At 64.2% G+C, this 23,809-nt stretch carries 17 protein-coding genes, 1 tRNA gene and 1 pseudogene; 12 read left to right on the top strand and 7 right to left on the bottom strand.

Annotation, left to right across the window (positions count from 1 at the left end; all coding sequences use genetic code 11):
- Window positions 1-37: 37 nt before the first annotated feature.
- The 6 genes from VF643_RS14330 to VF643_RS14305 form a co-directional block, all read right to left on the bottom strand.
- Entirely contained in the window at window positions 38-856 is an 819-nt protein-coding gene (locus VF643_RS14330) for a ribonuclease H-like domain-containing protein (protein ID WP_331044061.1), read from the bottom strand.
- A 546-nt stretch (window positions 857-1,402) separates the two neighbouring features.
- Window positions 1,403-4,180, bottom strand: coding sequence for a hypothetical protein (locus VF643_RS14325; RefSeq protein ID WP_331044060.1), 2,778 nt, complete (start codon window positions 4,178-4,180; stop codon window positions 1,403-1,405).
- A 382-nt stretch (window positions 4,181-4,562) separates the two neighbouring features.
- Entirely contained in the window at window positions 4,563-5,258 is a 696-nt protein-coding gene (locus VF643_RS14320; RefSeq protein ID WP_331044059.1) for a class I SAM-dependent methyltransferase, read from the bottom strand.
- Window positions 5,251-6,513, bottom strand: coding sequence for a DUF3526 domain-containing protein (locus VF643_RS14315; protein WP_331044058.1), 1,263 nt, complete (start codon window positions 6,511-6,513; stop codon window positions 5,251-5,253). The genes VF643_RS14320 and VF643_RS14315 overlap by 8 nt, the downstream gene beginning before the upstream one ends.
- Window positions 6,510-7,949, bottom strand: a complete 1,440-nt coding sequence (locus VF643_RS14310; protein WP_414713876.1) for an ABC transporter permease — start codon at window positions 7,947-7,949, stop codon at window positions 6,510-6,512. Before VF643_RS14310 ends, VF643_RS14315 begins: the two co-directional genes overlap by 4 nt.
- An 11-nt stretch (window positions 7,950-7,960) precedes the next feature.
- Window positions 7,961-8,698: an ABC transporter ATP-binding protein gene (locus VF643_RS14305; protein ID WP_331044056.1), complete on the bottom strand. Its 738-nt coding sequence runs from the start codon at window positions 8,696-8,698 to the stop codon at window positions 7,961-7,963.
- 158 nt (window positions 8,699-8,856) lie between these two features.
- Here VF643_RS14305 and VF643_RS14300 point away from each other — a divergent pair, with 158 nt between their 5' ends.
- The 7 genes and pseudogenes from VF643_RS14300 to VF643_RS16160 form a co-directional block, all read left to right on the top strand.
- Window positions 8,857-11,001, top strand: a complete 2,145-nt coding sequence (locus tag VF643_RS14300) for a TonB-dependent siderophore receptor (protein ID WP_331044160.1) — start codon at window positions 8,857-8,859, stop codon at window positions 10,999-11,001.
- Window positions 11,002-11,013: 12 nt separating this feature from the next.
- Entirely contained in the window at window positions 11,014-12,792 is a 1,779-nt protein-coding gene (locus VF643_RS14295) for a M14 family metallopeptidase (RefSeq protein ID WP_414713870.1), read from the top strand.
- Between the two features lie 670 nt (window positions 12,793-13,462).
- The gene (locus tag VF643_RS14290; protein ID WP_331044055.1) at window positions 13,463-14,143 is read left to right on the top strand and encodes a hypothetical protein; all 681 of its coding nucleotides are present in this window, start codon (window positions 13,463-13,465) and stop codon (window positions 14,141-14,143) included.
- A 109-nt stretch (window positions 14,144-14,252) separates the two neighbouring features.
- Window positions 14,253-15,146 carry a hypothetical protein gene (locus VF643_RS14285; RefSeq protein WP_331044054.1) on the top strand — a complete coding sequence of 298 codons (894 nt, stop codon included), beginning with the start codon at window positions 14,253-14,255 and terminating at the stop codon, window positions 15,144-15,146.
- Window positions 15,147-15,217: 71 nt separating this feature from the next.
- On the top strand, window positions 15,218-15,484 hold the full coding sequence (locus VF643_RS14280; protein ID WP_331044053.1) for a hypothetical protein: 267 nt from the start codon (window positions 15,218-15,220) through the stop codon (window positions 15,482-15,484).
- Window positions 15,477-17,531 carry a hypothetical protein gene (locus tag VF643_RS14275; RefSeq protein ID WP_331044052.1) on the top strand — a complete coding sequence of 685 codons (2,055 nt, stop codon included), beginning with the start codon at window positions 15,477-15,479 and terminating at the stop codon, window positions 17,529-17,531. The genes VF643_RS14280 and VF643_RS14275 overlap by 8 nt, the downstream gene beginning before the upstream one ends.
- A 344-nt stretch (window positions 17,532-17,875) precedes the next feature.
- Window positions 17,876-18,955 (top strand): annotated as a pseudogene (locus tag VF643_RS16160) (recombinase family protein); the annotation flags it as partial.
- Between the two features lie 519 nt (window positions 18,956-19,474).
- Here the strand turns inward: VF643_RS16160 and VF643_RS14265 are convergent.
- Window positions 19,475-19,561: transfer RNA gene (locus tag VF643_RS14265), tRNA-Leu, on the bottom strand.
- 105 nt (window positions 19,562-19,666) lie between these two features.
- Between VF643_RS14265 and VF643_RS14260 the strand changes: the two genes are divergently transcribed.
- From VF643_RS14260 to VF643_RS14240, 5 genes are all read left to right on the top strand, one after another.
- Window positions 19,667-20,608 (top strand): complex I NDUFA9 subunit family protein, encoded by a 942-nt coding sequence (locus VF643_RS14260; protein ID WP_331044050.1) that lies wholly within the window; start codon window positions 19,667-19,669, stop codon window positions 20,606-20,608.
- A 25-nt stretch (window positions 20,609-20,633) separates the two neighbouring features.
- The gene (locus tag VF643_RS14255; RefSeq protein ID WP_331044049.1) at window positions 20,634-21,434 is read left to right on the top strand and encodes an undecaprenyl-diphosphate phosphatase; all 801 of its coding nucleotides are present in this window, start codon (window positions 20,634-20,636) and stop codon (window positions 21,432-21,434) included.
- Between the two features lie 151 nt (window positions 21,435-21,585).
- Window positions 21,586-23,028, top strand: a complete 1,443-nt coding sequence (locus VF643_RS14250; RefSeq protein WP_331044048.1) for an NAD(P)-dependent oxidoreductase — start codon at window positions 21,586-21,588, stop codon at window positions 23,026-23,028.
- Window positions 22,986-23,321 carry a nucleotidyltransferase domain-containing protein gene (locus VF643_RS14245; RefSeq protein ID WP_331044047.1) on the top strand — a complete coding sequence of 112 codons (336 nt, stop codon included), beginning with the start codon at window positions 22,986-22,988 and terminating at the stop codon, window positions 23,319-23,321. Before VF643_RS14250 ends, VF643_RS14245 begins: the two co-directional genes overlap by 43 nt.
- A complete protein-coding gene (locus VF643_RS14240) occupies window positions 23,318-23,809 on the top strand; it encodes a hypothetical protein (protein WP_331044046.1) in 492 nt (163 codons plus the stop codon). The genes VF643_RS14245 and VF643_RS14240 overlap by 4 nt, the downstream gene beginning before the upstream one ends.

The raw sequence follows: 23,809 nt of genomic DNA, 5'->3' as shown, positions 1-23,809 counted from the left end.
GACCGGGCCGACAGGCGTTGATGACGAATCGGAGGGTTTAGGAAACGGCGAAAGCGCGCTCGTCTTCTTCTCGCCGCAACCGGCCGGTGACTCGCGCCAAGGCAGCCTGAATGTCAGCTTTCAGCGCGCGAGGGCGGCACCAGCGCATCAGCGAGCAGTCCACGAAGGCGCGCAGGTGGTGCAGGTCCGGCGTGCTCTCGATATGCCTGGCAAGCGCTGCCATCGGTCGCGTGATCGCCGCTTCGTCGGCAGCTCGCGACGCCGACCAGGCCAGATAGAGGCAGATCGTGGCGGTAGCGTCTTCCATGACGTATCGCCGAATGCGTTCGTGTTCGCCTGCTTCCCACAGTGCAGCAACGTCACCGCCCGCAACATCGGTTTTCACCGGAATCCCGACCTCATCGCAGATGGAAGACAGCCCAACCTTCCGGCCATGCGAGGAATATAGATCCGCAAGATCGACATGTTCGCCGCCGAAGCGGTTGGCAGCCGCGTGATCTGCCAGTGCCTTCAGCCCCCACAACCGTTGCCGCTGAGCGGCGAGGCGAAGAACGAGGGAATCGAATTGCCGCCCGTTGTATGAGGTCACGACGTGCGCTTCCCCAATCCGTCGGTTCGCCTCGACAAGCATCGACGCTTCGTCGGATTCCCCAGGCCTTGCGGCCATCGCGTCGATGGCAAACGCCCAATTGCCGGCGGAATACGTGGCTTTGGCAAAGCCGATGGCGATAGGCCGGTGGGTCGGCCACGGGGGAAACGACCCATCGTCGGCCGGCGGGGCTATGGTCTCGATGTCATAGGCCAAGACCGATGAGCACGGACGCGTAAAATCGGCTAGTTGCGGCTTGTCGCGCATGGTTCACCTCATTTCGTTGAAGCGGGTCGGTGCCCGCAGACGTCGACCGAGCAGGAGCGAGGTTTTTCCTCTCCCCCCTTCTCGGTCTCTCAGGACGTCACTGGTCGGCTTTTCCACGCACGTAACAAGCGAGGCCAGATCATAGAACCGACCGTTAATGCTGCCGCGCTATTCAGCGCACTATGAAACTCACGGAGCAAGATCGTGTCAGATGACCGCGTGCCGGTACGCCCGACACCTTGGCCGCACCGCGGGCCCACCCTGCGATCGGAGCCGAAAGACGTTTTCGGCGAAGCACCGCCACTCTGCGCGGAATGCCCGTCCGCTTGGTGGTACAAGGTCGATCGTCGGTTGGAATGTTATTGTACGCAGTTCCACGGGGTCATGTTTGGCCCAAGGCATCCCGCAGTGACCGCATGCGATGCACGCGAAGAAGCCATCCGCAACGTTCCGAAGCGTCCTGCTCCCGGCTCAGCATGAGCGGCCGTGGCCTGTGACGCGAACGAGTATCAACCGGCATCCGAAACTTTGTCTGCGATGACACGCTCAGCCTGCGACGCCGTTTCCTTGCGAGATCATAGCCGGGTGAGCACGCGCGGGGCCTCGATCCTGCGGACGTGGCGCATCGGTACTCGGCGCAGCATCCTGCCCAGGACGGGCAAGCGTTCTGCCGGGCCGCGTCATGCCGTTTGCACCGCTGCGTCCAACTCTGTCCCAATCTGCCATCGCACGCTGACGGACTGTGGCGGCGTCCATCCAAGGATCATCTGGAACCATCGCAGGTTTTGCGCGAGCCAAAAATTCGGTTTTGGAAGCCGCGACCCGTCGAGGCGGGGTGTTCGCGTTATCGGTCCGCAGGTTCGGCCATACCTTGGCGAAAAACGACATAAATTGCGGATCGGTGCTCCAGCGGGCGACGTCATTCCGCAGTCCGACAGGGAACCGGGCATTGAGACGGATTGCGCCCTGATCGAAACGGAACGGTGCCACGCCGGAGAAATCGTTGAACACTGGATTGAAGCGATCCACCTGTTCACTGCCGATTGCCTCAAGCGCGTCCTGCACAGCGGTCGTGGCGAGATCCCTGCGACTTAAGCCGGCGGAATGAAGCGCTTCGTCGGAAAGGGTAAAGGTCCCCCGGTCGTCTTGGCCGACCCAGTCGTCGCGCAAGCGCAGGGCGTCGAACGCAGCTGCATGAACGGCAATGGCGAGCGCCGAGGTGTTGCTTTGGGTGGCAGCGTCGCGCTTTGCTTCCTCGGGGCCGACGATATCGCGAAGGCGCTTCCCCGTCGCTTCGTCCAAGGGATCGGCTGTAACCATCTGACCAAGTGCCCAGATCGCGGGGCCGGCCACAGGCACACGTTGGAGGTGCTTGCCGATGCCGATAATCACTTGCGGTACACTTACCGGCGTCGCAACCTGTCGGCCCACCGCTGCGATCGTCGGCGCGGTATCGATCTGCGGTGCAGGCACGGGACAGATATGCGGCACGTTGACGGGCCGCTGGTAAGGTGCCGCATTGCCGATCGCGACCATCATCGACGGGGTTGGCGATCTTGGGCCTATTGCGCCGATGCTGATCTTCGGCGCTGACGCCACCGGCCTCACCTCTTTGGCCATGGCCAATATGGGTGGCATGGGCGGACCGGAAGCCGCGGTATCCCCTAGGGTCCTGACCAGTATCGCCATTTCGCCACCGACATACGGTGGCGCCGCCGCCGGGATGGCTCTGATGTTTAAGGGCGCGGACGACGGACGAACAGGCGTCGTGCCGACACCAACGGACATGAGAGCCGGTGCCACGTCTATCCTGAGGCTGGTCGGTTCAGCATTCCACAAGAGCAGCGGGACAGATACCGCTGGCGCTTCGCTGGAAAGAGAAACGACTGCACGCAAGGATGGACCTGCGTTCGGCAGTTCTTGATCTGTGATCGAAAGGAACGATGGGATTATGTCGGTGCGCAACACCGCCACGGGGACCGCCGTGATCGACTCGGACAATGCCGTCGCGGATGTCTCCTCGGTGAAATCAGTGACGGCAGGCGGAACGGGTATGGCAGGAACATCGGCCGCCAAGGTTCCAGTGATCTCCGCCACGGCGGGCACCGTGTCCGATTGCGGCCCATCGGCTATCGCACGCTTCAGCTGTTCCAGCGCCTCCAGCCGCTCGCGCGCCTTTCGCGCTTTCGTACGCGCCTCGTCACGGCGCCTTTTTGCTTCGTTGCGCTCTATCGAGGCGACGTGCTCGCCGCGTCGATGCGCGGCAGTGCCTTCCTGCCCGACATGCTCGCCGCCTTCGCGATCCATGCCACGTTCGCGGTAGGACAGTGCGGTGAAGGTGCGCTCCAACCCATGTTCTTGGGCAACCTCGGTCATCGCCTGCGCGACCATGTGGCGGATGAAGCGCAACCCCTCCTGGCCGTCGATATCAGTTCGAAGGTCGTTAGACACGATGTAGCTGCCGTCTGCCTGGCGGGCCATCGGCAGCGCACCATAGTCGAGATGGAAATGGGGATTGTCGACCTCGGCTGCCGGATCGGCATCATGCGCTGCAGCGGACCAAGGCAGGCCACGCGCTCCAAATACTCGTTCGCCAACGCGCTTGAGCACGTCGCGGCGCGCATCCACCGGCAGACCGTAAGGGAATGTACCGACCATCCGGAACCCGAGCTTGGCATTCTTGCGCATTGCGCGCAGCACCTGCTCCTGCAAGCCCAGCCCCTCGGCCACCTCGTCGAGCGTGTCGCCAAGGTTGCTGAGCACAATCGGCTTGCCCTCGCTGTCGAGCGTTACCGCCGCTTCACGGGCGATATAACGCCAGTGTCGGCGCAGACAGCCCGGGCTGTCGTGCTTGCCGCCCGCGCGGACATAGCGAATGCGAAGCATGATGCCCTCGCGGCCAAGCCGGTCGCGTCGCGCGAGGGCACTGCTGCCCTGCGGACGGTTCGTAACAACCAAGCCAGAATAACCCGTTCTGCGGGGCCCCGACTTTGACTGCCGTTCTGTCGATGCGCGGCGCTGCACGTCCGGTTTGATCCGCACCTGCTTCGACAGACGGCGGATCGCCGCATCCGTTTCGCGCTGGCCGGCCTCGAACTCGCGGCGGACGCGGGCTTCGCTGATCCGGTCGGCAACATCGGCCAGTGCCTCGGCGCGGACCTGCCGAAGCCGCTTCAGCGTGGCGTTGCGCTCTTGGCGCAGCTGCGCCGCAAGGTCGCGGCAGGTGACGCGGAGCCGGGAACCGTCGGCGAGTAGGACGTTGAAACTACGGGTGGGGGGCGCAATGGACGGGCTTGCCCCGGACACCGAATTCGAAGAATTCATTTCCTGCGCCCCCCCACCTAACTCAACCTGTCTTCTCCTATCCCTGCGCCCCTCGCCGAAGTTCCCGTCGTTGCCTCCCCATCCACTTTTCCACGGCTGGGTAAAAATCGGGGGTGGCTGCACTATTCAGCACCGCGCGTGACCGAGCCGGGCACCGACTACAGGCTACCCGAACGTTTATGTGCGCGCCGTCGTACGCGGTTCATATCGATGGATGAGATGGCAGAAGACGGGTCTGTTACGGAAAGCCACCGCACGCGTGGAGCGTACCGGTTGGTCGATCGCCACCATGCTGCGTCTATGGGCTGTGCTTATGCCCCCGCGACCTCGAAAGTTCCTGTTGGGGACCGCGCATAGGATTGAGATTCCAGCCACTGTAACATCACGCGCGCGCGAGCCATCCGCGCCAGGTGAATGCCGCGTAGAACAACTCGACCTCGCCAAAGCCGGCGTCGCGAAGGCATACTTCGTCTTCGTCGGGGGTCAGCAGGGCCAAGCTGGCCGAAACGGCAATGCGCGCCTGTTCCGTTTGCGCCGGGTCTGCACCGGACGCGACGGCGAAGGCGGCGTAGCGAGCTAGCCATCGTGTGCGAGCGGGTTCGTCCTGCGGAAAGCTCGAGTGCACAACAACGAGCGGCGCGCCCGGTTTCAAGCGCCGGTGCATCGCGCTCAACGTCTGCACGCGTTCTTCCCGATCGAGAAAGTGGAGCGTGAGAAGACAGGTCGCGGCATCGAACGGCCCGACTGGCGCAGCGTCGACATAGCCTTCCACAAGCTCGGCGCGACCTGCCTCTTTACCCATGGTCTCCCGGGCCAGGTCGAGCATAGGCCCGGCAGGATCGACGCCCGTGAAACGCCACCCAAGATGGGTGTCTGCCAAGGCCTTGAGTTCGAGCCCACCGCCGGCACCGAGCACCAGCACATGCGCGTCGTCTGGTGCATGCTCGGCAAGCAGAATCGACGTCATGCGATGCACCGCGTCGAGGCCGGGGGTGAAGCGCTTCGGACCCTCGGAATAATTGGCGATGCGATCGCGATCCGAAAACATCTCGAGGAACAGTCGGTTGCTGTCAGCCATGGGGTGTATCCTGGAATTGGGGCGCACGGTCGAAATCGGCCTTCGCGAACGGCCGGTCGCGAAAAAGATAGCCGTAGTAGAAAGTCCGCAGACGCTGGTGGAATGCGCGGATGCGGTCCTGATAGGCGAGTTGCGCGGTGAGATCGGTGTGCGCCAGTCTCGTCAGCAGCGCCTGCACGCCGACCGACGGGAGTACCCAGCCGAGCGCGCGTGCCGTCGCATCGCGCCGTTCCAGCCCGCCGCGATAGGCGCGGACCGCCCCGGCGACGCTCTCGTCACCATTCTGGTGGAACGCGAGATACCATTTGTAGTGGAACTCGGGGCCGAGCGGGGCCGAATCCGCCCATTCGGGGTGGTTGGCGTAGAAGCGCCGCATCGTGGCTTCGCGGGGCACGTCCCACGCTCCGTTCACCGCCTCGCGCTGCGCCATCGTGATCTCCGCGCCCTGGTTGACCGGAGTGGCGGCATTGATCGCGACGTTGGCGAGCGTGGGGACGATCAGCACGAGCACGAGCCACGCCGCCGCCAGCGTCGCCGCATTGGCGACCGAGCTCCAGCGCAGCCGCCCGACCAGCGCCGCGAGCGCAACCCAGAACAGCAGGTAGGCCGCGATCAGCGCAAGCACGATCACGATCGTCGCGAACGCGACGCCCGCGATTGCCGCGGCCACCGCGAACGGTGCACTGAGCACCACCCACAGCAGCAGCAGGCGAAGCATGCTCCTGCGCCGCCACAACCCCCGCCCGCCGTTCGGCAGCGCGTCGAGCATCCGCTGCCGCCCGGCTTCGCGCTCGCCCGAGACGAGATCGTGGAACAGCGCGATCACGAACAGGGGCGTTAGAAACACCAGCACGAATGCGAAGTCGAACCGGCCGGGCAGCGCGAGCTCGGAATTGAAGGTGTCACCGTCATAGATCTGCGCCTCCAGCCCCAACGCGCGGACACGCAGGATGTAGGGCGACACGTCTCGCATGCCGAGCGCGGCGAACGCGAGCGGGGCGGGGGCGTCCCAGGTCGGATGGAAGCTGTAGTAAGCGGCGCTGCCGGCGTCCTTGGTCCGGTCGACATAGTCGCGGACGGCGCCGATATCCTCGGCCTGCGCCGCCGGAATGGCGGCGATCGCGGCGCGTTGGCGGGCAACTTCGGCCATGCCGGTCGCCAGTGCGGCAACTGTCAGTACCGCCAGCAAGGCCAGCGCGACGACCGTCAGCCGCTGGCGCAGCAGCAGGCGAAGTTCGTGTCGAAACAGGCTCATTGGCGTGCTCCCAAACGGCGGGTGGCTAGCGCCAGCAGCGCGACCGCACCCAGCAGCCAGCCGAGCACGATCGCCAGATCCGGCAATGCGTCGGCGGCGAGGGTTCGGCCGTCGGGCGCGACGAAGCGGAAGTCGGGCATCGCTTGCCAGTTCTGCGCGCCGATGCGCTTGCGACGGTCAGCACCGGCGTCGGCAGCGATATCGTTGGTGTAGCTGACGTCCTCCATCTGCAGACGGTTCAGCCGCTGGACGAGCGCGTAGCGATGCGCCTCCGCCTGCGCGAGAAAGCGCTGGTGGCCGGCAAGGTCTGTACCCGCGGCCGCCATCGACAGCGAGCGGAGCGCGATCGCTGGGCTGAGCAGCCCCGCCGTCTCGACCAGCTCGTTCTGCCGCGACTGAGCGGCGTAGCTCGCGTTCGAATAGCGATCGAACAGCGAAGAGGTCATACGCTCGCCTTCGATCGCGAGCGCCCCCTTGTAGTTGATCGGTAGGTCCTCGACCTTCGTGACAGCGTATCGATCGAGCACCAGTTGCTTGAAGCGGGCAAAATGCGGGTCGTCCGGATTATGACTGTCGCCCATCGTCCGCAGGTCACGCGCGACCGCGACTTCGGTCTGGAACCGGTTGGTCAGCGGGATAGCGGCGCTCGCCACGTCAGGCGCGACGCGAGGCACCAACACCACCGCGACCGCCCATAACGCCACCAGCGCCAGCAGCGCGTCACGGCTGCGGCGGACCAGCGCGGAGACGAGCAGGATCAGCACCGCCCAAAGCGCGAGATAGCCGGCATTGCCGAGTGCGAGCGTCAGCATCGGCAACGCCTGCGCGCCGGGTTGAGTCGAGATCGCAACTAGGCCGAGCATCGCCGGCAGCCCTGCAAGCAGCGCCGCGACCCCGAGCGCGAGCAACTTGCCGCCAACCACCTGCCCGCGGCCCGCCCCCTGCAACATCAGCAGGCGCAGCGTGCCCCGCTCGGTCTCCCGGGCGAGCGCGCCATAGCCGAGGAAGATCAGCAGCAGAGGTGCCACCACCTGAAGCACGAACGCCGGCGTCAGCTGGCCGAAGCGAACCAGCAGCGAGCTCTGCCGCACATCGCCGAAATTGGCGGTGTTCTGACGATGCCCCTCCAGGAACATGCTGTTGCCGGTGAACGCATCGACGCCGGGATCGAACGCGGCGAGCGGCCCGAGCGGGCGGAAAATGAAGGTGCCGTAATGGACGACGCGGTGCGGGTGGCGGTCCGGCTGCGCCTTGAACGCCGCCTCGGCGGCTTCGGCGTGACGCGCGCGTAGATCGGCGATGCCGCGCTGGTGCGCCCACGAACTCGCCACCGCCACCAGGGTCAGCAGCACGACCAGCACGAAGGCGATCACCGCAACGCGGTTGCGCCCCATCAGCCGCAGCTCGTCGCGCGCGATTAAGCCGGCGACCTTCATGTTGCCGCCGCTCATGCCGCCAGCCGCTCGCCGCCGACCTGGAAGCGGGCGTGTAGCGCGCGGACGTCGAACCGCTCGGGGCCGCTCGTACGCACCTCATGCGCGACGCGGCCCGCCTCGAGAAATGCGATCCGGTCGGCGATGTCGGCAGCGGACAGCAGGTCGTGCGTAACCATCAGCACTGCGGTGCCACGCTCGCGCACCTGTACCAGCAGCGCGTTGAAGTCAGCGGTCGCGCGCGGATCGAGCCCCGACGTCGGCTCGTCGAGCAGCAGCACCGGCACCTGCCGCAGCAGCGCGACCGCGATCGCGACCTTCTGACGCATGCCCTTGGAGAAGCCGCCAAGCCTTTGGTTCCACGCCCGTTCCTGCAAGCCAGACGCGGCGAGCGCGTCGGTGATCGCGCCACGATCGTGTCGCTCGCCGGACAGCGCGAGCAGATAGTCCGTATTTTCTACGGCAGAGAGATGCTCGTAGAGCGCGACGTTCTCCGGCAAGTAAGCGATGCGCCGCCGGACCACGTCGGGATCGGCAGCCGGATCGATGCCGCAGACCCCGATCGTGCCCGATTGCGCCCGGGTGAAGCCGAGCAACGCCGACAAGGTGGTCGATTTGCCCGCACCATTGCCGCCCAACAGCGCGGTAATGCTGCCCGCTGGGACCCGTAGGGACAGGCCGTCCAGCACGCGATGCGTACCATATGCGAGGATCAGATCATCGATCAGGATCGAGTCGGTCTTGGTCGGCATAGGCACCTCGGTATTGACGATCCGATATCCATGCCGCATCGCAGCAGATGTAACAAGATATCATTGACGATGTTATACCATTACCCTCATAGGCGCGAATTCGGGTGTGCGCGGTGCGTCCGCCGATATCACTAAGGGGGTTTCTCTTGCATCGTCTCATGCGGTCTGCCTCGATGGCAGGCACCTTGCCACTCATCGTCGCGCTCTCGTGCTCGCCTGCCCTCGCGCAGTCGAATGAAGTGCCTCGCGCTGAAGATGAGCGCGACACCATCACTGTGACCGGCGTCCGCCAGTCGTACCGTGGAAATTTCGCGTTGCGCGAAATCCCGCAGGCGATCGCGACGATCGATGACGCGGTCATCGAGCAGAACACCATCCTGCGCCTGACCGACGCTCTCGATCTCAACGCATCCGTGGTGCGGCAGAACACATTGGGTGGGCTGTGGGACAGCTTCGCGGTGCGTGGGTTCGCAGGCGATGAGAACTTGCCAAGCGGCTATCTGGTCAACGGTTTCAACGCCGGGCGTGGGTTCAGCGGCCAGCGCGATGTCGCCGGGATCGAGCGGGTCGAGGTTTTGAAAGGGCCGGCGGCGGCGGTGCTCGGCCGCGGCGAGCCCGGCGGCTCGATCAACCTTGTCACCAAACAGGCAGAGCTTGGCCGCACCTTCGGCACGGCATCGCTGCAGTATCGCAGCTTCGACACGGTTCGCGCGGAGGGCGATGCCAATCTGTCGCTGACCGACGGGCTGTCGGCGCGGCTGATCGCATATGCCGAGCGCGGCGACACGTTCCGCGACAGGGTGGAGCAGAAACGCTGGGGCTTCTTGCCGTCGATCGGTCTAAAGCTGGGTGATGCGACGCGGCTGACCTATGATTTCGAATGGACGCGCGTCGAGGTGCCGTTCGATCGCGGAATTGTGGTGCTGAACGGCAATTTCGCCTTGGTGCCGCGCACCCGCTTCCTGGGCGAGCCGAGCGATGGCGACACGGTCGCCCGGGCGACGGGGCATCAGCTCCGCCTTCAACACGACTTCAACTCGCGATGGAGTTTATCGGTCGGTGCCAGCCACCGCGACACGCGGCTGACTGGGGCTTCGTCCGATGCGGAGACGCTGCGGTCTCGCCAGAAGCTCTATGTCGATGGCCGATCGCTGTCGCGACAGCGCCGTACGCGTCTCTACACCTCCGAACATAGCGTACTGCGCGCCGAAGTCGCCGGCGAGTTCGATACAGGTACGTTCCGCCACCGCGTCCTGATTGGCGGCGATTTCGACTATTTCGATACGGATCAGCTCTTCACCCGCTACCGTGGTCCGGTGGTTACGCCCGCCACCTCGGATCAAGCGGGTTATGTGCTCGACCTGCAGAACCCGGCCTTTGGCCGGTTTCCGCCGGCCGTCACCGCCCCAATCACCAACCGACTCGATGTCCAGCGTACGATGGGCGCGTACGTGCAGGATCAGATCAGCCTCACAGACCGACTGCAGCTTCGCGTCGGCGGGCGCTATGACGACTTCTTGTTGCGCGTCGATAACCGCCTCACCGCCGTACTTGGCCGGCGCAAGCGCAGCCGTTTCAGCCCGCAGGTCGGCATCGTCTATGAGCTGAGCAAGCCGCTGTCGCTCTATGCGGCGTATGGGGAGGGCTATCGCGCCAATATCGGTGCAGACGCCGGGGGCAATGTCTTCGAGCCGGAGACGAGCAAGTCGATCGAGGCCGGCGTGAAGTTGACCGCGCTCGGCGGCCGGCTGACCGGTACGCTGGCAGCGTATCAGCTCGAGAAAACCAACGTCCTGGCCACCGACACACTGAATCCGGGCTTTTCCGTTGCCATCGGCAAGGCCCGCAGCCGCGGCATCGAGGCGGACCTGAACGGCCGCCTTCCCGGCGGCATCGACGTGCTGTTCAGCTACGCCTACACCGATGCGGAGGCTCGGTCACGTGTGTTGGACCCCAACTTCTCTTTCCAGATTGAGCCAGGCGACGCGCTGATCAACATTCCGAGGCACAATCTGAACATGCAAGCTGCCCAGCGCTTCACCTTCGGAACGCGCAACGCCCTGCTTGGAGCGGGCGTCCAGTATGTTGGTGAACGCAAGGGCGAGACGGGCACCAATTTTACGCTGCCGTCGCACACGCTGTTCCGCGTCTTCGGCCAAGCAGATGTCATCGACGGCGTTCAATTGTTCGGCTCGATCACCAATCTGTTCGACGAGCATTGGTACGCGAACAGCTATTCGCCCGTCTGGGTGCAGCCCGGCGCGCCGCGAACCGCCACGGTCGGGCTGCGCGCCAGTTTCTGAGCCAGGATCATCATGCGTTCCCCTTACCTGCTGACAATGGTCGCCATACTCGCGTCGGCCCCTGCCATGGCGCAGGGGCTGCCCACGTCTGTCTTGCCACCTGCACGACCCTGGTCGGGCGCAAGCGAGCGACTGATCGTGGCGCATACCGACCCGTGGATCACCCCCGCCGAACGCGCCGAGTTCGCGGCGACGCCGCGTTATGACGAGACGCGCGCATGGCTCGAACGGCTCGATGCCGCGTCGCCGTTGATTTCGATCGAGACGTTCGGGCGCACCAGCCAAGGGCGCGACATGCTGATGGTCCGCGCCAGCAAGGGCGTGACGGGAAAACCGATCGTACTTGTTCAGGCAGGGATCCATGCCGGTGAGATCGACGGCAAGGACGCGGGGCTCATGCTGCTGCGTGACATCGCGTTGCGGGGCAAGGACGCGCTGCTCGACCAGGTCGATCTGGTGTTCGTGCCCATCTACAATATCGACGGGCATGAGGCGATGAGTCGCTGGAACTTCCCGGCGCTCCGCGGACCGCTCGAGAAGGGGTATGTGGCGAATGCGCGCAACATCAACCTGAACCGCGACTACGCGAAGGCCGATGCTCCAGAAACGCGCGCGATGATCGCGCTGCTGCAACGGCTCGATCCGATCCTCTACATCGACTGCCACGTCAGCGACGGCTTCGACATGCAGTATGACATAACCTTCACTTATGCCGGCTGGGGACGCTACGCCTATCATCGCGCCACTGCCGACTGGCTGATGGACCGGTTCGGGCCGGCAGCGAAGACGGCGCTGGAGCGCGCCGGACACTTGCCCACGATCTATCCCAGCCCGATCGACACGCGCGAACCGACCAGGGGCATCCGCCAAGCTCCCGAAGGCCCCCGGTACTCCACCGGCTATGGCGACTTCATCGGCGTGCCGACCGTGCTGGTCGAGAACCACATGCTCAAGCCCTATCGCCAGCGCGTGATGGGCACATACGTTCTGCTAGAGGCCGCGATGAAGCTGGCGGCAGAAGACCGCGACCAGATCATTGCGGCGAAGACAACCGATCGTGCCAGCCGGCCCGCCACGATGCTGGCGCGCTGGAAGCCAGCGGCGACTCCGATCGGCTGGATCGATAGCTTCAAGGGCATCGCGTTCGAGACCTATAGTTCGCCCGCGACCGGCCGTATGGAACAGCGTTGGACGGGCAGACCGATCACCTTCCGCATGCCGATCATCGGTCAGGACCCGGTTGAGACGGTGACGCTGCCGACCGCTTGGTGGGTGCCGCAGGAGCAGACCGAGGTGCTCGACCGCCTACGCCTCCACGGCATCCAGTTCGAGCCGATCGCCGCGCCGCGCACGCTGACGCTCGACCGGGTGCGCCTGCGCGACGCGATGGTGCAGCGGGCCCGGGACGGGCGCCTGCCGCTCAAGGCGTTGTTCGATCACGCCCTCGTTGTCGAGACGTTGCCCGCCGGCACGATCCGCGTGCCGTCCGATCAACCACTTGGCCTGCTGGCCGCCGCGCTGCTTGAGCCAGAGGCACCGGACTCGTTCGTGGCGTGGGGCTTCTTCCCGGAAATACTCTCTCCCGCGCCGGGTGCCGAAGATTTCGTGCGCGCACCGCTCGCCGAAGCGTTGCTGGCGCAGGACAGCGCGATCAGGGTGGTGTTCGATGCGAAGCTGGCGGCCGAACCGTCGTTCGCGGTCGAACCGGATGCGCGCCTGAACTGGCTGATGGAACGTCTTCCTGATCGCAGTCGGTACTACCTAACCTACCCGATCCGACGGGAATTGTAGCGGCCAAGCCAAGCCGCTCGCACCTGGACCCGCCATACTGCGATTGACCAATATAGATTGGGTAAGCCCGCGGAACGGCTGCCGCGTTCCTGGTGTTGGGCTGAAATGACATGAAGTGGTGCTGTCGCCGTCGTCCAAGTGAACCGCCTCGTTATCTGCCGAACAAATTTTCGGCCTTCGACTTTGTGAAGTCGCAGCCCTCGCCTATAACCACGATATGGAACGCGAGGCTGGCATCAGCGATCATAGGGACACGGCGACATTCTCAATGTCCGATGCCGCGTTCCTAGCGATGCGTGATTTCCTTTCGGCCTTCAAGAAGCTCTTACCAGACAGGGCCGCGTTACGGCGAGGCAATCTCGATACGATTCGGCAGATCGTGTCGCTGTTCGTGTTCGTGTCGATGCTAATCATCCGGGCAGTCATTCGCTGTAGAGAGCGCGTCGCCGCGGCTACAGTGAGCAGTGTCGTATGGGTACGTCGTAACCTCCGCCACCCGCCACAGGCCTGGGCCGCTCCCTAACGTCGCATCGTGGATCTGAACGCGCGTGACCGCTGACGGCGGTCGCGCGTCAATGTCCATGCGCTGACGATGAAGGTGCGATAGCTGCGACACCTGCGATATCGCAGGTGTCGCAGGATCATCGTCTCGCCAATTGCGAGAACGACTGTGAAGGAAAGTGAGAATTGGACCCGCCAGCCGAAGGTGGACGAAGCGGCCGACGCGATCGTCGCTACCGGTAAGTGCGGCGTAATCGACGTCAAAGGCTATCAGGTGGCCAAAGCGCTCGGTTGTGAACCCAATGGCGAGCTGTACACGAAGGTGCGAGACTGGCGCCGTCGTCGGCAAGATCAGGCGGTGCTCTCGACAATCGTCGTGCCGCCGGAGACGGAGGCTGCACTGGACGACGCCCTCGGTCGCATGACCGGAGAGGTGAAGGCGCTCGTCATTCGCTCGATCCAGCAGGCCGGCAGCGACTTCGAACGCTCGAAAACGCTTCAGATCGTCGATGCCGAGCGCCGACGCGACGCGGCCGAGGCCGAAACCGACAACGTGTTGGAGCTGTGGCAGAAGACGGAGGCGGATCTTTCCGACGCTTCCGCGAAGATTGAAGAGCTTGAGAAGAAGTTGGTAGCGGCAAGCAGCCGTGAGACCTTCCTGGCCGGCCGGCTCGAGCAGCGTAATGCGGATTGGGTCACCGCGCTGAGGCAGGAAACTCGCGACGCCGAGCACAGGGTGCCGAGCTATGCCCCGGATGTAGCGATCCCGAACCCTGGTGCCGTGCCGGTCACAGGGATTGATTCGGTCGCAAACGACGCGTCTGGCGGATCGACCGACGATGCGGGCTAGTCGAACATATGCCGTCGCCGCCGAAAGTCCCGGAAATCTGCGGGCTTTCAGCGGGAAGTTCGGCGCATCGGCTGGGCTCATGCTGGCCTCCTTTCACAAGGAGACCAGCATGCCCCATTCCGTAATCCCGCCTTATGCGGGGCCTATCCCAGATCCCAGTTCCCGCCTCGACAGCTTGATCGCGGACGCGAGAGCAGACCTCGCCGCGGCCGAAATCGCGGTCGATGCCGCAAGTGCCGTTATTGAAGCGATCGAGCCGCACCCGCATGCGCACGGGCATACTGCGGGCGAGGATTGTACCTATGCGGGCATAGGCGCCGACCATTTCCTGCCGCTGGCCGGATTGCTCTCACAGCCGTGGCGCGCAGCGCTCGACGTCATCGTGATGGCCCAGAAGCAGCAAAATTTCGATTATCTGCTTAAGGCTTTCCCCGCCGCTATCGCCGACGTTGGCGACACGCTGATCGACGATGGTGCCGATCTGCTTGATGCCCGCAGCGATCGACTCGAACAGGATCTGTCCGAGCTGTTCGAGCGCAAGCCGATCGTTGCGCTCGGGCTGATCTGGCGACTGTTCGGGTTCCACCGCCGCGACCGCGACCCTTGGGTCGGCATCTTCGCGTTCCGCTCCGATCTGCCCGCGCTGATCGTGTCGACCGGCATGATTGCCGAGGACACGATGCTGGGGGACGCGCTTGCCGCGACGGTCACGGCATGCCGCCCATTGTTGGCGGAGGTCGGCAAAGAGGAACTTTGCCGCCGCGCCGCACGGCGCGATGCAGAACGGCAAGCCTCCTGGGCCGAAGTGCCCGAAGCATATCGTCAGCGCGGTTCGTGGCGCGGCTGGGCGCCAACCAAGCGCCAACGCCATCTCATGCAGCGCATCGAAGCAGCACGCTGCCTGCCGATGGCTGCGACCGGTCGTCGTGGCGACACGTCCGACGGGATCACTCGTGCCGGGGGCAATCCTCGATTCGCACTCACAGGCGTGGAGAAGCTCTGATGTCTGAAACCATGATCCAATCGTGGGCACTGCAGCCCATGAAAATTACGATAGCTGACAAAGGGCAGACGGTGGAAGTTGCCGACGTTCAGCGCTGGATCGACGAGCGGAAGCAATTGCTCAGGAAGGCGCGCGAACTGCTGAGCGGGTATGACGGCAAGCCCGCCTCCTTGCGCCCGCATCACGGAACGCTCGTCGGCACTGCTCGGCGGCTATCCGAAATCGCAATGATCTTCGAGCGGTTCAATCAGGAACGCATGCGTTACGCCGACGCCAATATCGTCGCGCTGGTGAAGTATTTCGAAGACCCCAGGACGATGGAGGGGGTCGATGATTGACCTCGCCGACCCCGTTCAGCGCAACATCCACGCAATAATGGTGCGCGATGCGATCGTCCCCGACGATGCGTCGGACATGACGTTGACGGATGCATCGCCCAAGCAGATCGACCGACAGCTACGCGCCATGTTGCCGGGTGTAGATTTCGCCGGCGAGCCTTCGTGTGCCGCACTCGACGACCCACCCGGTCGCCGCCTCGGACGGGGCGCCTTCAACCCGCTGATCCGTGCGGGATGGATCGATGGTCGCTGGAGCCATCATGGTCCAGAACCCCATCGTCTTCCGGAAAGCGAGGAGGCCATCTGCCGCTTCACACTGCAGCAGACTCATCTTGATGGCGGCGGCGGCGAAGGGATGAGGGACCCGCAGATAGAACGGCTGTTAGGGTTCGGCATCAACGACCACGCCCGAAATTCTGACGCGTTACGCGCTAACGGTCCGGCGTCACGGCTCTTCATCGCGGCTTCTATATTGTCGGCTGCCTGCGCGAAGTACGAGCGGGCCCGGAGTCGCACGGAGGCAACCGGCCGCAACATCGAGAGCGTCGAGATCACGGCGTTATCCGTCGAAGCGGCACTGATCGGCACTGCGCGAGTCGCTACCGAAATCCTGTTTGCGGATGGCGACGCACCGCCACGCATCCGCCGGGTCGCCATGCATCTGACTGCTCGGGCGGAGGCGTTCCGCCGGACCCGGGCATTGGGGGATCTGAAGCGAGCAGTGCGTCTGGCGGCTACGGCAGGCGATGCCGTCCACCTCTATCTTACCCGCGGCACCGTGCACGACATTCCGCTTGATCATGATCGTGATTCCGGACGCCTTCGCGAGCGGCTGAAAGTCACGCGTGCCGCATTGGAGACCGTAGTTCAGACCATGCTGGACGACTTGGAAGCGGTTGATGGTTTCCAGGTCTATTTGCTGCTGATGGCGCGCCGTCTGGATGTCGCGCTGGCCCGTCATCCCTGGCTCGCCGCACCACATCCGATCTTCCGCCTGAACTATGCCTACATCGGCGGGCATGCCCTGTTCGCCGAGCTAGAGCGGCTAGGCTTGATCGTCAGCGCCATGGCCGCCCGCCAGAACCTTGACGATGGCACCGTCCTTGACCCCATCACGATGAAGCCCTTCCTACGCACCGCGAGGGCAACCCATGACGAGCTTGTTCGTCAGGCACCGCCGGGCCGTTACCTTGACCTTGGTGCCTACCACCGCGCCGTCACAACGAACTTCATCCGGCGCAAAGCGCATTGGCTGAGCGCGACAGTGCCGAGCTATACGCATCACGCTTACGCAACTGGCTCTCGGTTCTGTGATCTGGCTTCTGCGGCCCTCGATGTCTCGACTCATGATTTCATCCGGCGCTCCGAGCTCGATAAGCCGACTCAGCGGGGGCGACGCCGCGAACGCCTCGTGCTGTTCTATGGTTTGGACATCGAGGAAACCGTCATTCTAGCCCTGCGCCAGATCCTTTCGCGTCTGATGCAGCCCAGCGCTGGCAGCGACGACTGGCGCGTTGCTTTTGGTCGCACCGTCCATCGCATCCTATCGCACACCGCGCCCTCGATCGCCGCGAAGCTCGAGACGACCTCCTGCCTCAAGACGGAGGCCGCTACATGCAAGGGTCTGAGCAACAGAGCCACCGAGCTTGCCCGGCGCTTCGACGACCGTGACTATGATCGCCCTTCCGGCGTTGGGTTCGACTACGCGCTCTGGTTCGACCGCGACCGCGACGCCTCGTTCTGGGACCGCCTTCAGAAGAACGCGAAGCTGTACGCGGGGTTCGGATCAGCCTTTATCCCTGCACCGACATCTGCGGAGCGCGAGTCGTTACCCGGGCGGCAAGGGCGACGCGCAACACCAGTAGAGTCGCCACCATCTCGTTGGCGGATCGTCATGATCGAAGCGAAGAAAGCGTTCGACGCCTATCAGCCACTCTATCTGAAAAGTCGGCCCAGCAAACTGACCGCCCGAATCATGGCACGGATGAACCAAGGCTACTCCGCCTTCGCGTCTGACCCTCAGTTCCGCACACTGTTCAACAGCTGAAAACGTAGGAATTGGGCCGTGTTTTGACGGGAACCTCTCTGCGGTCGTGATCGGCAGGTTCGGCCCATGGAGAGGCCACCGCCCACCACTGTCGACACTGACGAACCCGCACCGGCGCTCGGGGTGGCCGAGGCGACACGATCGGTATCCGTGTTATCCGACGCCGCCCCCGATCTGACGATCGCATCTGCAGCCAAGCGCCATAGCAAAGCACGCGGCGTAATGCGTCCCCTTCCGGCATACAGCGTTTTCCCTTCCGACTTGCCGATCACGGCCGAGGAGATTCATAAGGTTCTGGCAGCGCTTGGCCCCGATCTGGCCGCGCTTTTCGAGGAGTAAGGTTGATGGCGCGCGGACGCGGAACGAAGGTCGATGGGAACGTTCGCGCCTATGCTTACCTGCGGCTCTCGGTCGACAAGGAGGACGGGAATGCCCAGAGCATTGAGGCTCAGCGTAACGCCCTACGCGCATACGCATTGCGCGAGAATATCGAAATCGTCGAGGAGTTCGTCGATTCCGGCTTGAGCGGCCAGTCGGCCAAGCGACCCGAATTTAACCGAATGATCGCGCAGGCGACCGACGGCTCGAAGCCGGTTCAGATGGTCGTTATGTACCGTCTAGCTCGCATGGCGCGGAATATGCGTATTTTCTTCAACGCGCTCGATGACCTCGGAGACGCGGGCGTCGAAGTCGTATCGATGACCGAAAATTTTGGCGAGGGACGCTCGAAGCGGATCGGCCAGACGATCAGCGCCATGATCGCTGAGCAGCAGGCGATCGATTCGTCCATCTACACCCGCAAGAGCCGCCGGGAGAACGCGCGTCAGGGCTTCTACAACGGTGGTCCAGTCGCGTTCGGTTACGAAACCTACGTCGCGCAGCAGGATGGTCAGAAAGAGCGCATGAAACTGCGGACCGTCCCCTCCGAGGCCTCGGTGCTTCAGGAAATCTTCGATTGGGCGGACATGGGCCGGGGCGGTCGCTACATCGTGAAAACGCTCAACGAACGCGGCACGACGCTCCGCGGGGCGAAGTTCTCCAATAGTAATCTGGCCGGCATCCTCGCACGCGGCATGTATGCTGGAATTTACTATGATAGAACCGCCGACGACGACGGCAATGTCCCGGAGCCCGAGGACTGGATTGCGGTGCCGTGCCCCGTGATCATCAATCGAGATCAGTTGGAGCGGGTTGCAGCGCTCCGCGCTAGCCGCAACCCGCGCAAGACCGCGCCGCACATCTCCGCCGGCACCACAATGCTCATGGGGATCGCCAAGTGCGGCATGCCCGGCTGCACATGCGGCATGACCGTAAGATCAGGAAAAGGCGGGAGGTATCATTATTACGTCTGCAACGGCCGGGTGAATCAAGGCCGCACCTGCGACGGGCCGAGCATTCGGCGCGAACAGCTGGATGGTGTTGTCCTCGACGCCGTAGAGCGCCAACTGCTCGCGCCGTCACGCCTGCAGGCGTTGCTTGCGGACGTCGTAAACCTCTCGGACCAGAAGCGCGTTCAGCACGAGCAGGAGCTTGCTCATGCTCGTGCTGAACAGACCCGGCTACGCACTGCTATCGATCGCCTGCTTGTGCTGGTGGAAACTGGTCAGATGGGTCCGCGCGATCCGATCTTTGCTAGCCGGATGAGCGAGAACCGCGCGGCTCTCGCGGCCGCCTCAACCCGCATAGACACGCTGGAAACGCAGCTATCGCGTGGATCACGCAAGATCACCGCCGAAACGGTTGATCGTTTTGGCGCTTTGCTGTCGGCCAAGCTCCGAGATGACGATCCGACCCTGCGGACGGCGTACCTGCGCATGCTGGTATCGGTCGTCACCGTCGCGACGGACGAGATTCTCATCTACGGCCCGAGGGCGGCGTTAGAGAACGGGGTCGCCAACGGCGTCCCGCGTCTCGAAGGGACGGTGCCCATCTTTGACCGGAAGTGGTGCCCAGAAGAGGACTCGAACCTCCACGACCTTGCGATCGCCAGCACCTGAAGCTGGTGCGTCTACCAATTCCGCCATCTGGGCACGGGGTAGGTCGGCGCGTCTAGGGGACGGGGCTTAGCCTTGTCAACCGCGCGGTGACTCGGCAAGGCGGAGATCACGATACCCAGGTCGAGGGACGGGCGCTTGATGAAGGACAAATTGGTCACTCTGTTCGGTGGCGGTGGCTTTGTCGGGCGGTATGTCGCCCAGGCTCTGCTCGCCGGCGGCGCACGCATCCGCGTGGCGCAGCGCGATCCGCGTCAGGCGTGGTTCCTCAAACCGCTGGGCCAGCTCGGGGGTACCCATGTCGTCGCCGCCGACATCACGCGGCCGGACACCGTCGCGCAGGCGGTGGCCGGGGCGGACGTGGTCATCAATCTGGTCGGCGTGCTGACCGGCGACTTCGCGCGCTATCATGTCGAGGGTGCCCGGATCGTCGCGGAGGCGGCGCGGGCCGCGGGCGCCAGCGCGCTGGTCCATATGTCGGCGATCGGTGCCGATCCGCACAGCCCGTCCGCCTATGGCCGCTCCAAGGGCGACGGCGAGGCAGCGGTGCGCGCGGCGTTTCCCGATGCCACGATCGTGCGTCCGTCGATCGTGTTCGGGCGCGAGGATCAGTTCGTCAATCGCTTCGCGGCGATGATCGCCAAGGCGCCCGTGGTCCCGGTTCTGCGCGCGGGCGCCAGATTTCAGCCGGTGTTCGCGAGCGACGTGGGAGACGGTATCGCGCGGATCGCTGCCGATGGCCCCGCGCATGCGGGCCGCACGTATGAATTCGGCGGACCCGACGTCATCACGATGGGCGAATTGATCCGCTGGATCGCCCAGGCGATCGGGCGCGATCCGACCATCGTCGAACTGCCCGATTTCGCGGGTGACCTGATCGCACGCGCCGGTTTCCTGCCGGGCGCGCCGATCACGCGCGACCAGTGGCTGATGCTCCAGCGCGACAATGTCGTCGCGCGAGATGCCGATGGTCTCGCGGCGCTAGGCGTCGATGCCACGCCGCTCGCCGCGGTCGCGCCCGCCTGGCTGGTGCGCTTCCGCCGTAAGGGGCGCTTCGGAACCCGCGCCGAGCCTGTCGCCTGATCCCTCGAATCGTTAGGCCGAACCCGTGCAAGACCTGCTCACCATCATCCTGCTCGGCATCGTCGAGGGGGTTACCGAGTTCCTGCCCGTCTCATCCACCGGCCATCTCATCCTGGCGGGTGCGCTGCTGGGGTTCGAGGGACAGGCGGCAGGCACGTTCGAGATCGTCATCCAGCTGGGCGCGATCCTGGCCGTGGTCGTCCTCTATTGGCGGCGGTTCGTCGATGTCGCGGCGGGGCTGGTGAAGCGTCAGTCGAGCGCCTGGGCGTTCGCGCGCAATATCGCGCTCGGCTTCCTGCCCGCCGCAGCCGTCGGGCTGATCGTGTACAAGGCGGTCAAGGCGCTGCTCGAAAGTCCGACAACTGTGGCGGTCGCGTTGATCCTGGGCGGCATTGCAATCCTTATCATCGAACGACTGGTGAAGGCCGCTCGCATTCCCACGGTCGAGGCGATGCCATGGGCGACGGCGCTCGGCATCGGCGCGATCCAATGCCTGTCGATGATTCCCGGAGTCAGCCGCTCTGGCGCGACGATCATGGGCGCATTGACGCTGGGTGTGGACCGGCGTGCGGCCGCGGAATTCAGCTTCTTCCTGGCCATTCCAACGATGCTGGCCGCCTCGGGGTACGACCTCTACAAATCCGGTGGCGCGATCGGCGAAGGCGGCTGGAGCGCAATCGCGATCGGTTTTGCGGTATCGTTCGTCGTCGCGTTGGTCGTGATCCGCTGGTTCGTCGGCATCGTCAGCCGCCATGGGTTTGCGCCCTTCGCCTGGTATCGCATTGTCGTTGGGACGATCGCGCTGATCGCGCTCCAAGCCAGGTAGGTCCATTTCGTATCTTTTTGGCGTTGTCGGTTAGCCGCCAGTTTGCTCGACGGATACTGATGTGGGTTTTTAACGGCCGAGTCGGTCTTATCCAGCCGATTTGACGTGACATCGGCTGTCACAGGTCATATTCCGTCCGTGGAGGACGGCGATGGCGAACGATTCTATGCTGAAGTTCGTGGGGTTGCCTCAGGCTTATCCGGCCAAGCGCGACGCTCACGATCGTGCCGAAGACTTTCGCGAGATCGCCGACCGTTATGCAGTGCCCACCGCCGAAGATCAGGCCGGACGCTGCTCGCAATGCGGGGTGCCCTATTGCTCGGTCCACTGCCCGCTCCACAATCACATCCCCGATTGGCTGCGGCTGACGGCCGAGGGGCGGCTGCGCGAGGCGTATGAACTGAGCAACGCGACGTCGACCATGCCCGAAATCTGCGGCCGCATCTGCCCGCAGGATCGGTTGTGCGAAGGCAATTGCGTCATCGAGTTTTCGGGCCACGGCGCGGTCACGATCGGGTCGGTTGAGAAGTTCATCACCGACACCGCCTGGGAAGAAGGCTGGGTCGAGCCGATTCATGTCGGCCCCGCGCGCGGCCAATCCGTCGGCATCATCGGGGCGGGGCCGGCGGGCCTCAGCGCCGCCGACTATCTGCGCACCTACGGCTATGAGGTGCATGTCTATGACCGCCACGATCGTGCGGGCGGATTGCTGACCTATGGCATCCCCGGCTTCAAGCTGGAGAAGCCCGTCGTCATGCGCCGAGTCGATCGGCTGAAGGCTGGCGGCATCGTCTTCCACGAAGGTTTTGCGGTCGGCGAGGATGCGACGCTCGACGACCTGCGCCAGCGCCACGACGCGCTGCTGATCGCGACCGGCGTGTACAAGGCGCGCGATGTTGAAGTGAACGGTGCCGCTGCGCGCGGGGTGATTGCCGCGCTCGATTATCTGACCGCTTCGAACCGCAAGAGCTTCGGTGATGCAGTGGCCGAATTCGACAGCGGCGCGCTCGATGCCGCTGGCAAGCACGTTGTCGTGGTCGGGGGCGGCGATACGGCGATGGATTGTGTGCGCACCGCCGTCCGGCAAGGCGCCGCATCGGTCAAATGCCTCTACCGCCGCGACCGCGCCAACATGCCCGGCTCGCAGCGCGAGGTCGCGCACGCCGAGGAGGAAGGTGTCGAGTTCGTCTGGCTCTCCGCGCCCCAGGCCTTTGGCGGCGAAGGCGATGTCGCAAGCGTCCAGGCGCGTCGCATGCGCTTGGGCATCCCGGACGCGAGCGGCCGGCGAGCGCCCGAGGTCGATCCGGGCGGCGACTTCGAACTTCGCGCCGACATGGTCATCAAGGCGCTCGGCTTCGACGCCGAAGACCTCCCCACCCTGTTCGGCGCGCCCGAACTCGGCGTCAGCCGCTGGGGCACGGTGCTGGTCGACGGCAAGACGCTGATGACCAGCCTCGATGGCGTATTCGCGGCAGGCGACATCGTGCGCGGCGCATCGCTAGTCGTCTGGGCGGTCCGCGACGGCCGCGACGTGTCGGCAGCGATGCACAAGTGGCTGAAGGCGAAGGCGACGAACGCGAGGGTGGCGGCGTGAGGCTGGAACCGGAGGAGCTAAAGGCCATCAAGGCGGCCGCAGCATATGCTTTCGGCCCGGACGCGACTATCCGGCTGTTCGGAAGCAGGGCGGATGATTGCCGCAAGGGCGGCGATATCGATCTGCACGTGGAAGTCGATCCAGATGTCGATACCTGGCAGGCAAAATGCCGGTTCGAGGACAATCTATTCGCCCGCATCGAGCCTCAGCGCGTGGACGTGGTCGTGCGCAAGCGCGGCACGTCGGCAAGCGGCATCGATTTGATCGCGCACCGCGATGGTATCGCCTTGTGACGAGAGAAGGCGAGATCGCCGTGCTGCGCGAACATATCGCGGCGTGCGATCGGCTTGAATCCGGTCTCGTCCGGGTACGAAGCCGGGTCGAGCCGCTGATTCCGATCGGCAGCGACCGCATGCGATCGCTCTCAGACGACGAGCACGTCGATGTGCTCGCGTTTTTGAAAACCTTCGAACAATTGGAAGACACGCTGGGCCGCACGCTCAAGACAATCGCCATGCTCATGCAGTTTGGAAAAACAGAGCGCCTGATGCCGCGCGACGTCGCGTACCGGGCCGTGTCGCTAGGCATCCTGGAAGACGGCAAAGACTGGGCCGATGCCGTGCGCGTCCGCAACGAACTTGCCCACGAATATCCGCTTCGTCCCGATAAACAGTCCGAACAGGTCAACAAGGCGTGGGAAAAATGCACCACGCTCTTCCAGACCGCGAACGCCATTCGGAACTTCGTAGAACGCGAAAGGCTGCTGCATGGCGACCTCTGA

Source organism: Sphingomonas sp., assembly GCF_036387595.1.
In the GTDB taxonomy this organism is placed as follows: Bacteria; Pseudomonadota; Alphaproteobacteria; order Sphingomonadales; family Sphingomonadaceae; genus Sphingomonas.
Note: the sequence above shows the minus strand (reverse complement) of the source record. Positions and strands in the feature narration are given on the sequence as shown.